Source organism: Rhodoferax sp. U11-2br, from assembly GCF_018619435.1.
In the GTDB taxonomy this organism is placed as follows: Bacteria; Pseudomonadota; Gammaproteobacteria; order Burkholderiales; family Burkholderiaceae_C; genus Rhodoferax.
Window position 1 is genome coordinate 1 of sequence record NZ_JAHFZF010000055.1, and the last position, 10,971, is coordinate 10,971.

Genomic DNA, 10,971 nt, shown 5'->3' on the forward strand with positions numbered 1-10,971 from the left:
CACCGCTATACGCTGGGTGGTCCTTCAGCGTTTGCCTGCATGGTCTCCACCGTGGTGGAGGGCCTAATTGGCGGTCTGTTTCATCTTTACATGATTCGGCGCGGGCGCTTTGGCACCTTGTTCCGGCCGGTGCCGATTGCCCTGGTGACCTTGTGTGCCGAAGTGGCGCAGATGCTGATCCTGTTGTGGCTGGTGGAGCCACCCGAGGTCGCCAGACATCTGGTTGAGCAGATTGCGGTGCCGATGCTGCTGGCCAACTCACTCGGTGCTGGCCTGTTCATGCGTATCTTGCTGGATCGGCGCCAGCTCTACGAGCGCCAGTCCAGCGTGTTCTCGACCAAGGCGCTGGCGATTGCGGCGCGGGTGGAGGGCCTGCTGCGCTCGGGCTTCAACAGCGACACCAGCCACCAGGTGGCCCGCATCATTTACGAAGAAACCGGGGTGGGTGCGGTCGCCATCACCGACACCCAGAACCTGCTGGCCTTCATCGGCATCGGCAGCGACCACCATTTGCCAGGCACACCGATCAATTCGGCGTTGACACAACGGGCCATCGCCAACAACGAGGTGGTTTATGCCGATGGCAACGAGGTGGCCTACCGCTGCTCGATCAACCCCAAATGCCCGCTGGCGGCCTCGCTGATCATCCCGTTGCTCGGTGAGGAAAACCATGTGATTGGCACCGTCAAGCTGTATGAGCCCCGCACCCGTCTGTTTTCCACCATCAACCGCGCCTTGGGTGAAGGCATTGCTCGGCTGCTCTCCAACCAGATTCTGGCGGGCCATTACATGCGCCAGCGCGAGTTGCTGGCGCAGTCCGAGATCAAGTTGTTGCACGCCCAGGTCAACCCGCATTTTTTGTTCAACGCGCTCAACACCTTGTCGGCCGTGATCCGGCGCGACTCGGAGCGAGCCTGCCACTTGGTGCTGAACCTCTCGACCTTTTTCCGCAACAACCTCAAACGCCCCAGCGAAGAGGCCAGCCTGAGTGAGGAAGTCCAGCATGTGACCGCCTACCTCGAAATCGAGCAAGCACGCTTTCTCGGCCAGCTGGTGCTGGACTTTGACATCCCGGACGGTTTGCGCCATGTTCGTATGCCCGCTTTTTCTCTGCAGCCGATTGTCGAAAACGCCATCAAACACGGCACCTCGCAGTTGCTGGGCATCGGCCGCATCCGGATTTCGGCGCGGGCGCAGGACGAGATGTTGCTGCTCAGCGTTGAGGACAACGCGGGCCTGTATGTTGAACCCGCGCCAGGCACCGGCAGCGGCCTGGGTATGCACCTGGTGCGCCGACGCATTGCCACCCGTTACGGCCCGGCCTTCGGGCTGGAGGTGAGCTGTGAGCGCGAGGTGTTCACCCGCGTCACCCTCCAACTGCCGCTGGCACCCAGCGAGGTTTCAACCACCATGGAGGTGTACCCGGCATGAAAGTCCTGATCATTGACGACGAGTTGCCCGCGCGTGAGGAAATCGCCCGCCTGCTGGGGCAGGAGACTGACATCGAGATCCTCGGGCAGTGCAGCAACGCCATCGAAGGCATCTCGGCCATCCACCGGCTCAACCCCGAGGTCATCTTCCTCGACATCCAGATGCCGCGCATCAGCGGGCTGGAGATGCTGGGCATGCTGGACCCCGAGAAAATGCCCAGCGTGGTGTTTCTGACCGCGTTCAACGAGTACGCGTTACAGGCCTTTGACCAGAACGCCTTTGACTACCTGCTCAAGCCGATCGACCCGGCGCGCTTGGCGCTCACTTTGCAACGCCTGCGACGTGACCGCAGACCCAGCGCAGCCCTGTTTACCGCAGCGGCACCGCTCAAACAGATCCCGTGTCCGGGGCATCAGCGGGTGTTGCTGATCAAGATCGACGACATCGAATACGCCACCTCGCGCACCGCCGGTGTGTATGTCACCACGAACGAAGGCACGGAGCACTTCACCGAACTGACCTTGCGCACGCTCGAGGAAAAAACCCCGTTTCTGCGCTGCCACCGGCAGTACCTGGTCAACCCCGAGCAGATCCAGGAAATCAGCTTTCTGGAAACTGGCGCGGTCGAAATCCTGACCCGCCACAAACGGCGCATCCCGGTCAGCCGCCGTTTGCTCGGAGAACTCAAGGAAAAACTGGGCCTGCCTTGAGCCGAAGCGGGTGTTGGGCCGCAGACTTTGAGCTATTTTGGCTGTTGGCCCTTATTGCATAAGGGTGCATAGCTATCATTTTCTTCAGAAGCCAGGCGTGCCCTTGCATCCCATGGACGGGCCCTGGTGTGTGGCAGCCTGCGTCATGACGGGCCCATGCCCTGCGAAGACGCCGCGTCGGCTGCCGCTTCGTGCGTCTGCGGGTTGTGGATGTGGACGATGCGCACAGCATCGGGCTGTGCGACCAGCACGCAGGTTTTGCCGGTGCGCTTGCAATGGTCCTGCACGCGCCAGTACGCGCCGTGGCTGAGGCAGCCGGTCTGGCAGATCACCAGATCAGCGGCAACCAGGCTGTTTTCGAGGCTGGCCAAGTCGTCGACGGGTGCCACATCTTTGGGGCGGCCAAGGGCGCTGGCCGCCAAACGTTGCGCCGGACCTGCTTGCTGCCAGTGAAACCGTTCACGCAGCACATCCTGAAGCCGTGCGAGCAGTGTCTCCACCCGCCGCGCCAGAACGACCCGTTTGGGCAGACCGGGAATGCTGGCCTCCAGTTCGGCGCGATCCTCGCGTGCCCACGCCAGCGCGGTGTCGCGCACGATGACTTCCGCGCGCAGGCGCATCACTTGGGCCTGCAGCTGCTGGATCGTGGTCGCCTGTGCCTGCACCAGATCGCTGCAGCGTGCCTGAATCTGGCCGCAGTGGCGCAACAGCGCATGGTGTTCGCCAATCACGTGGTCCATGTCGCGCGGTGACAAGTTCATGGGTCAACAAGGTGTTGGGTCGATGGCATGGTGTTTGTCAAACAGCTGTCACGGGTTTGTTGCTGGCGATACTCGGCCACAGTGCCACACCCATCAACATCAAGGCCACCAGGAGGTAGGGAACCCCAGGGCCGAAGCCATACAACAAGGTGCCGACCAGCGGCCCCAGCACAATGCCCAGCCCTTGGGCCGCACCGACGGAGCCAGCTGCTGTACCTTGCTCATGGCCGCCCACCGCATTGGCCGCCAACGCGGCAAATGCCGGGAAGATCCAGCCCATGCCCGCCGCCGCGACGAAGTAACAAGCCGCCAGCAGCGCAGCCGTGTCCACTGTCGCGGTGGCACCAAACCCTGCCGCTGCCACCACCGCACCGGTGCGGATCAGTCGCATCGGCGGCCAGCTGAGTTGGCGCACCAGCAGTTGCGAGGCAATCAGTCCAATACCAACCGCCGTCAGTGCGAAACCCGCCGCACGTGCAGCCAGTTCGGGCGCCAACTGCAGGCGGTCGATGGCGAAGAAGCCCACGGTGATCTGCGCAATGGCCACACAAAACATGGCGATGAAGGCCACAGCCATGGGGCGGCGCAGACGTACATCGTGCAAATGCAAGGTGGACGGCTGGGACTGCACAGGGTGTTCCTGCCGGGGCAGGGCCTTCCAAAGCACCAGCCAGGCGATCGCAGGAAGGATCGCCGTGACATACAGCGGCAGGCTCAGGCTATGTTGCGCCAGCATCGCAGCCATGGCTGGCCCGATCACCACCCCCACCGCGTTGGCCGCCCCCAGGGACGCCATGGCCCCGGCGCGCCGATCTGCCGCGATGAAGTCGGCCACCAGCGCCTGGCCGGTGGCCGGAATGGCCGCGTAAAACGCACCGATGGCCCCACGCGTGACCAGCAATCCGACAAACACCCACGTTGCCGCGGGCATGGTTTGCAAGGACAGCACCAACACCGCACACATCGCCCAGTAGGACAGGGCAAAACCACCCACACCAGTCAGCAGCACCGCCCGGCGCCCACGCCGATCACTGGCCACACCCCAGGGGCGTGACAGCAGCATCCACAACACACCACCGACCGTGATGGCGGTGCCGGCCTGCCATGCAGGCAAGTGCAATTGCCGCGCGATGGGGCCGATGATGGCCACAAACGCCATCATCGCCATGGTGCTGGCCATGTTGGCGATCAGCAGTGGTTTCAGGTTGAAGGTGGCGCTGCTCGGGATCAGATCGGGTGGGGTGGCGTGGGTCATGTTTCGATTCTAAATGACAACAGTTCTCATTTGAAAGTGCATTGACCCACCGAGCGAAAGGGTGACTGATCGGCTGTACGCAGCCAACATCGGCGGCGTGATCAGCTGTAAACGGGACGCCCAGGGTTGCGTACGGCGCTGCCGAGCGCGCCAGATGGGACAATAGTGCCGCTCGCCTGAGCTGCACCGGCTGTCGGGACCAAAGTGATAAGCTTTTTTGGTCTCTAGCCCTTGTTTTATAAGGGTGAGTAGCTATCAAAATATCAGCAGACCACCTTGTCCATCACCTCCATTCTCCAAGACGTCTTTGGTTACCAGGCGTTCCGTGGGCCGCAACACGAGATCATTGAACACGTCACGCACGGCGGCGACGCGCTGGTGCTGATGCCCACGGGCGGCGGCAAAAGCCTGTGTTACCAGATCCCGGCGATTGCGCGTCAGCAGGCCGGGCAGGGCATCACGGTGGTGATCTCTCCGCTGATTGCGCTGATGCACGACCAGGTCGGCGCCTTGCATGAGGCCGGTGTCAAGGCCGAGTTTTTGAACTCCACGCTCACGTTTGAGCAGGCCAGCCAGGTCGAGCGCCGTCTGATGCAGGGCGACATCACCTTGTTATACGCCGCGCCCGAGCGGGTCACCACACCGCGTTTTTTGGCGCAGCTCGACTCCCTGCAGGAGCGTGGGCACTTGAGCCTGTTTGCGATTGACGAGGCGCATTGTGTGAGCCAGTGGGGCCACGACTTCCGGCCCGAATACCGGGCGCTCACCGTGCTGCACGAGCGCTACGCCAGCGTGCCGCGTATTGCACTCACCGCCACCGCCGACGCGCTGACCCGTGCCGACATCATCGAGCGCCTGCAGTTGCAGGACGCGCGCCTGTTCATCAGCAGTTTTGACCGGCCCAACATCCGCTACACGATTGTCGAGAAGCGCGAAGCCAGCCAGCAGCTGCTGCGCTTCATCCGCGACGAACACATGGGTGACGCCGGCGTGGTGTATTGCCAGTCGCGCAAAAAGGTCGAGGACACCGCCGAGCTGTTGTGTGACAACGGCATCGCCGCCTTGCCCTACCACGCCGGGCTCGACGCCAAGGTACGCCAAGCCAATCAGGACCGGTTTTTGCGAACCGAGGGCATTGTGATGGTGGCCACCATCGCCTTTGGCATGGGCATCGACAAGCCCGACGTGCGGTTTGTGGCGCATCTGGACATGCCCAAAAACATCGAAGGCTACTACCAGGAAACCGGCCGCGCCGGGCGCGACGGCGAGGCGGCGGACGCCTGGATGTGTTATGGCCTGCAAGATGTGGTCAACCAGCGCCGCATGATCGACGAAAGCCCGGCCGAGGAAGAATTCAAACAAGGCCTGCGCGGCAAGCTCGACGCCCTCTTAGGCCTGGCCGAAGCCACCGATTGCCGTCGGGTACGGTTGTTGCGCTACTTTGACGAAGCCAGCCAGCCCTGTGGCAACTGCGACAACTGTTTGCAGGCGCCGGATGTCTGGGACGCCACCGACGCCGCGCGCAAACTGCTGTCCACCATCTACCGGGTGCAGCAGATGAGTGGTTTTGGGTTTGGCGCCGGGCACATCATCGACATCCTGCGTGGCAAAGCTACCGAGAAGGTGGTCCAGCGTGGGCATGAAGGTTTGAGCACCTTTGGCATCGGCCTTGACTTGTCCGAGACGCAGTGGCGCGGCGTCTTGCGCCAGCTGTTGGCGATCGGTGCGGTGGCGGTGGACGCGCAGGCCTTCAACACCTTGGCGCTCACCGAAACCTCACGCGCGGTGCTCAAAGGTGAGGTGCCGATCCGCCTGCGCCAGGCGCTGGCCAAGCCTGAGCGCAAGTCGCGCCGCAGCGCTAGCCCCAGCAGCACGGCCAAAGCGCCAGCAGTGCTGGACGCTGCTCAGCAACAGCGTTATGCCGCACTCAAAACCTGGCGCGCCGAAGTCGCCAAAGAACACAACCTGCCCGCTTATGTGATTTTTCACGATGCCACGCTGGTGGCGATTGCCCAGAGTGCGCCGCAATCGTTGGAGCAACTGCAAGGTATCAGCGGCCTGGGCGTGCGCAAGCTGGAAGCCTATGGCGAGGCCGTGCTGGCGGTGATCGAGGCCCTGGAAGGGGGTTGAGCTTGATGTCAAAAGCTGATTTATCCCTTATAAGTCGAGGGCTGGTAGCTATTGATTAAGTAGTATTTGGGAGAGCACCCACGCGTCGGGTCAAAAACTCTCCCAGTCACCTTCTTCGCTTGCGGCCGCCTTGGGCGCTTTGGCAACCGGAGCAGCAGGCGCCGCCGGGGTGGCGCTTGCTGCAGGAAGCCGGGTCAAGGGTGTACTGTGCGCCCGGTTGGCTCCCGGTGTGGGGTGGCTTGTCCCTTTGATCTGAGTTGGCGCTGCTGGCTGTACCCGCACCTGCGCCGTGTGGCCCATGCCGCCTGTGCCATCGTGGTCACCCGCTCCCAGCTTGAACACTGCCACCGTCTGCACCAGATCCTGCGCCTGGCTCTTGAGGCTGCTCGCCGCTGCCGCCATCTCCTCCACCAGGGCCGCGTTCTGCTGCGTGGCCTGGTCCATCTGTGTGACCGCATCTCCGACCTGGCTCACACCCTGGCTCTGTTCGGTGCTGGCCGCGCTGATCTCTCCCATGATGTCATTGACCCGACGAATAGACGCCACCACCTCGGTCATGGTGGCACCGGCCTGATCGACCAGGGTCGTGCCTTGTTCGACCCGCTCGACACTGTTGTTGATCAGGGTTTTGATTTCTTTGGCGGCTTCGGCACTGCGTCCGGCCAGGCTACGCACTTCACTGGCCACCACCGCAAAGCCTCGGCCTTGTTCTCCCGCTCTTGCTGCTTCCACCGCAGCGTTCAGGGCCAGGATGTTGGTCTGGAAAGCAATGCCATCGATCACGCTGATGATGTCGCTGATCTTGCGTGACGCCTCGTTGATGCCTTTCATGGTGTCGACCACCTGGGCGACCACTTCGCCGCCCTTGATGGCCACAGAGCTGGCGCTTTGGGCCAGCTGGTTGGCTTGGCGTGCGTTGTCGGCGTTTTGTCTGACTGTGGAGGAGAGTTCTTCCATGGAAGCGGCGGTTTCTTCCAAGGCACTGGCTTGGGATTCGGTGCGGCTGGAGAGGTCATGGTTGCCTTGGGCGATCTCGGAGCTGGCGGTGGAAACCGATTCGGAGCCCTGGCGCACACGGAGCACCACTTTGTACAGGCTGCTTTGCATGTTCGCGACAGCCCGCAACAAGGCGGAGAGCTCATCTTTGCCCGCAGTGTCGACGGTTTGTGTCAAATCCCCTTGTGCAACGGCTTCGGTGATCTCCACCGCGCGGCGCAGTGGCACGGTGATGCCACGTAACAAGCTCAGGCCAAAGCCAGCGGCAAACAGCAGGCCCAGCACAATGGCAGTGATCGACACTGCGCGGATGGTCTGAAAACTGGCACTGGCTTGGTCGAACGCTTTTTTGGCCTCGTCTACCTGAAGCTTGATCAAAGCCTCCGACTGTTCAATCGCGGCATTGAACAAGGGCACTGTTTTCTCGATCACAATATGTCTTGCACCCTCAAAGTCGCCGGCGCGCGCTGCCGCCAGGGAAGCTTGCAAGCCATCCTTCAACAGTTGACTATTGGCCGCCTCGAACTTCTTGGCGATCTGTGACTCCTCTGCCGTCAGGTAGGTGGCCATATAGGCCTGCCACAGCTTGGCGATTTTTTCAGTATTGGCATCGACCAGTTGCGCGTTGCTGTTGGTTGCCTCGGGCGTCTGGACGATCAGCGCGTTGGCCACTGCCAAGCGGTTGCTGACAATCAGGTATTGCACATCGCCCAACTGCTGCATGGGCACCGTGCGGTCCTTGTAAACGCTTTCGAGCGAGGCATTGGTCTGTGTGATGCCATACAGGCCAATACCGCCGACGAGCAGCAGCAAGAGTCCCATTGCGGCAATCAGGATGGACAGGCGAGTCGATATTGTCAATTTGTTCATGGTGTTCTCCGCAGTTGGGTTTTTGCAGATTTCATCATAAGTGCGGCTCGTTTTGGCGGCACTGCCGCAGCGTGTGGCTGGCGCGGCCAAAGATCATCCAGCGAAAAATCTTCACAGGGCGCTGCGCCTGGACAGGCTGGCCCCGGCGTGCGCGGTGCACACTGTCAGCCCATCCAACGTTTTGGGCGTCAGGCCTGGCCAAACAGGCGTTGGCAGCTGTTCAAAATAGCTCTAGAACGTTTCCCAGTCCGAGTCGGATGTGCCACTGGCGGGGGCGGACGACGGTTTTGCTGGAGAGGACACAGCCGGTGATGCGGCCGCAGTCAATCTGGCCGGTGCCGCAGTGCGCGGTGCCAACTTCTTGGGCGCATCTGAGCTGGGCCGATTCAGGCGTTTGGGCTCACCGCTGGCCGCTGTCTGCGCGCGCACCGGCGAGGTGTGGACACCCCCATCGCCCGCACCCAACTTGAACACTGCCACCGTTTGCACCAGGTCTTGTGCTTGTGATCGCAGGCTACTGGCGGCTGCGGCCATCTCTTCGACCAGAGCCGCGTTTTGCTGGGTGGCCCGGTCCATTTGTGTCACCGCCTCACCGACCTGACTCACCCCCAGGCTTTGTTCGTTGCTGGCCGCGCTGATCTCGCCCATGATGTCGGTCACCCGTTTGATCGAGTTGACCACCTCGGTCATCGTGCTGCCAGCCTTGTCGACCAAGGCTGTGCCTTGCTCCACACGCTCCACACTGTTGTTGATCAGCAGTTTGATTTCCTTGGCGGCTTCGGCTGAACGGCCTGCCAGGCTACGCACTTCACTGGCCACCACCGCAAAGCCTCTGCCTTGTTCACCGGCACGGGCCGCTTCGACGGCGGCATTGAGCGCCAGGATGTTGGTCTGGAAGGCGATGCCGTCGATCACGCTGATGATGTCGCTGATCTTGCGTGAGGCTTCGTTGATGCCTTTCATGGTGTCCACCACCTGGGCCACCACCTCCCCACCTTGCACTGCGACGGTGGATGCACTCAAAGCGAGCTGGTTGGCCTGACGCGCGTTGTCCGCGTTTTGTTTGACGGTGGAGCTGAGTTCTTCCATGCTGGCAGCGGTTTCTTCCAGAGCGCTGGCTTGGGACTCGGTGCGGCTGGAGAGATCCTGGTTGCCTTGCGCGATCTCGGAGCTGGCGGTGGCCACGCCCTCGGCATGTTGGCGCACACTGATCAGCACCGTTTGCACTTTTTCGGCGAACTGGTTGAAGCCAGCGCCAATGGCAGCCAGTTCATCGTTGCCGCTGACAGGCACGCGGTGTGTCAAATCTCCATGACCTGCACCAACGTCTTCCATCGCTGCGCGGAGGATCGGCAGGCGTTTGAGCAGGCTGCTCAGCAGTGCCCCAATGATCAGCACAGTGACCACGGCCAGCACCAGGCTGCTGACGATGGACGACCACATCATGGTGTTGACACCCGCCAGCGCTTCGCTGGGCTTCAAGGCCACGATCAGAACCCAGTCGGTGCCTGGGATGGCTTGTGCCTGGATCAGCCGCATTTCGTGGTTGATCTCCAGCTCCTGCAGGCCTTCACTCTGGATGAGTGATTCCACCGAGCGGCTGGCCAGCGCTGGCGCCAGGTCAGACAGCGGTTTGAGCAGCAATGCGCCGTCCTCATGCACCACAATGCGCCCGTCTTTGGACACCACCATGCCGTAGGTGCCCGGGGTCGGGCGAATCGAGGCGATGTTGCGGACCACCGCTTCCATCAGCACGTCGGCTGCCGTCACCGCCTGCAACTGGCCGCCAGACTGGATGGCCGAGGCAAAGGTGATCAGCAGCTTTTTGCTTTTGGCGCCGATGTAGGGATCGGTCACCACCGGGCCGGTGGCGGCGGCTGCCTTTTTGTACCAGGGCCGGGCGGTTGGGTCGTACTCTGGGGCCTGGACCCGTGAATCAGAAAAAACATAGTGTTTGTCAGGGTAGCCGATGTACACCGTGTCAACGTCGCCCGCAATTTTGGCGTCTTGCAAAAAGGGAACAGGGTCGGCCTCGGCCACCCGGCCTGCCACCGATTTGACCACCTGGTGCTTGCTCGCCATCCAGTCCGCCACACCCACCGCATGGGCATGGGCCAGAGCCCGTGTCTGGTCAGCCAAGGAGGCCAAGGCGTTTTGCCGGGCCATCCACAGATTGGTCGCGCTCAGAACCAAAAGACCCAAAAGAACCAGGGCGCCAGTGACACCCACCACTTTGCCGCGCAGGGTACGAAAAAATGAAAGCATGGTGAAGAGCCCTTAGTTCAAAAAAATGCCAAGAAGATCTATTTTTGCCATCCAACAAGACTACTGTGTTGCGCTTCAACATGCAAGTTGCGAGGCTTCAACGGCTTGGGCGTGCGTAAGCAAAAAAAGCTTGGCAGCGATCGATTGCCTGTGTTAGGGCGACCGCCCACGCGCCGGATCAAAAACTCTCCCAGTCACCTTCTTCGCTGGCGGCGGCCTTGGGTGCTTTTGCTTTTGGTGTTGCGGCGCGTGCCGGTGCCGTGCTGGCTGCGGGTAGTTGTGCCTGAGGGCGACGAGCTGTGCTGGCAGCTGCTGGCAGCACAGCGGGCCCTCTGATCTGTGTTGGTGTTGTTGGCTGCCCCTGCACCGCAGACGTTTGGAGTCCACCCATGCGGCTGCCGTCACCCGCTCCCAGCTTGAACACTGCCACCGTCTGCACCAGATCCTGCGCCTGGCTCTTGAGGCTGCTCGCCGCTGCAGCCATCTCTTCCACCAAAGCCGCATTCTGCTGCGTGGCCTGGTCCATCTGTGTCACCGCATCTCCCACCTGGCT

Annotated in this window: 7 protein-coding genes and 1 pseudogene; 3 read left to right on the plus strand and 5 right to left on the minus strand. The window is 61.8% G+C overall.

The annotated features are described in order from the left end of the window. Together KKO72_RS20410 and btsR are read left to right on the plus strand one after the other, a co-directional pair. A partial coding sequence (locus KKO72_RS20410) for a sensor histidine kinase (protein ID WP_214943614.1) occupies window positions 1-1,431 on the plus strand: 1,431 nt, incomplete at its 5' end. Continuing rightward, window positions 1,428-2,141, plus strand: coding sequence for a two-component system response regulator BtsR (gene btsR, locus KKO72_RS20415; RefSeq protein ID WP_214943617.1), 714 nt, complete (start codon window positions 1,428-1,430; stop codon window positions 2,139-2,141). The genes KKO72_RS20410 and btsR, both read left to right, overlap by 4 nt. A 143-nt stretch (window positions 2,142-2,284) precedes the next feature. On the opposite strand, the gene KKO72_RS20420 is transcribed toward btsR, so the two are convergent. Further along, window positions 2,285-2,902, minus strand: a complete 618-nt coding sequence (locus KKO72_RS20420; protein ID WP_214943620.1) for a DUF2325 domain-containing protein — start codon at window positions 2,900-2,902, stop codon at window positions 2,285-2,287. Between the two features lie 37 nt (window positions 2,903-2,939). After that, window positions 2,940-4,157 carry an MFS transporter gene (locus tag KKO72_RS20425; RefSeq protein WP_214943623.1) on the minus strand — a complete coding sequence of 406 codons (1,218 nt, stop codon included), beginning with the start codon at window positions 4,155-4,157 and terminating at the stop codon, window positions 2,940-2,942. 276 nt (window positions 4,158-4,433) lie between these two features. Here KKO72_RS20425 and recQ point away from each other — a divergent pair, with 276 nt between their 5' ends. Next, entirely contained in the window at window positions 4,434-6,287 is a 1,854-nt protein-coding gene (recQ, locus tag KKO72_RS20430; RefSeq protein WP_214943625.1) for a DNA helicase RecQ, read from the plus strand. A gap of 90 nt (window positions 6,288-6,377) precedes the next feature. Here recQ and KKO72_RS20435 read toward each other — a convergent pair whose 3' ends face one another. The 3 genes and pseudogenes from KKO72_RS20435 to KKO72_RS20445 form a co-directional block, all read right to left on the minus strand. Beyond that, window positions 6,378-8,153 (minus strand): methyl-accepting chemotaxis protein, encoded by a 1,776-nt coding sequence (locus KKO72_RS20435; protein WP_214943628.1) that lies wholly within the window; start codon window positions 8,151-8,153, stop codon window positions 6,378-6,380. Between the two features lie 231 nt (window positions 8,154-8,384). Beyond that, window positions 8,385-10,418: a methyl-accepting chemotaxis protein gene (locus tag KKO72_RS20440; RefSeq protein ID WP_214943632.1), complete on the minus strand. Its 2,034-nt coding sequence runs from the start codon at window positions 10,416-10,418 to the stop codon at window positions 8,385-8,387. A gap of 178 nt (window positions 10,419-10,596) precedes the next feature. Then, window positions 10,597-10,971: pseudogene (locus KKO72_RS20445) on the minus strand (methyl-accepting chemotaxis protein); the annotation flags it as partial.

Bases quoted from the DNA above. Each gene is read 5' to 3' on its own strand.
- btsR (WP_214943617.1), top strand. From the start codon at position 1,428: ATGAAAGTCCTGATCATTGACGACGAGTTGCCCGCGCGTGAGGAAATC.
- KKO72_RS20420 (WP_214943620.1), bottom strand. From the start codon at position 2,902: ATGAACTTGTCACCGCGCGACATGGACCACGTGATTGGCGAACACCAT.
- KKO72_RS20425 (WP_214943623.1), bottom strand. From the start codon at position 4,157: ATGACCCACGCCACCCCACCCGATCTGATCCCGAGCAGCGCCACCTTC.
- KKO72_RS20435 (WP_214943628.1), bottom strand. From the start codon at position 8,153: ATGAACAAATTGACAATATCGACTCGCCTGTCCATCCTGATTGCCGCA.
- KKO72_RS20440 (WP_214943632.1), bottom strand. From the start codon at position 10,418: ATGCTTTCATTTTTTCGTACCCTGCGCGGCAAAGTGGTGGGTGTCACT.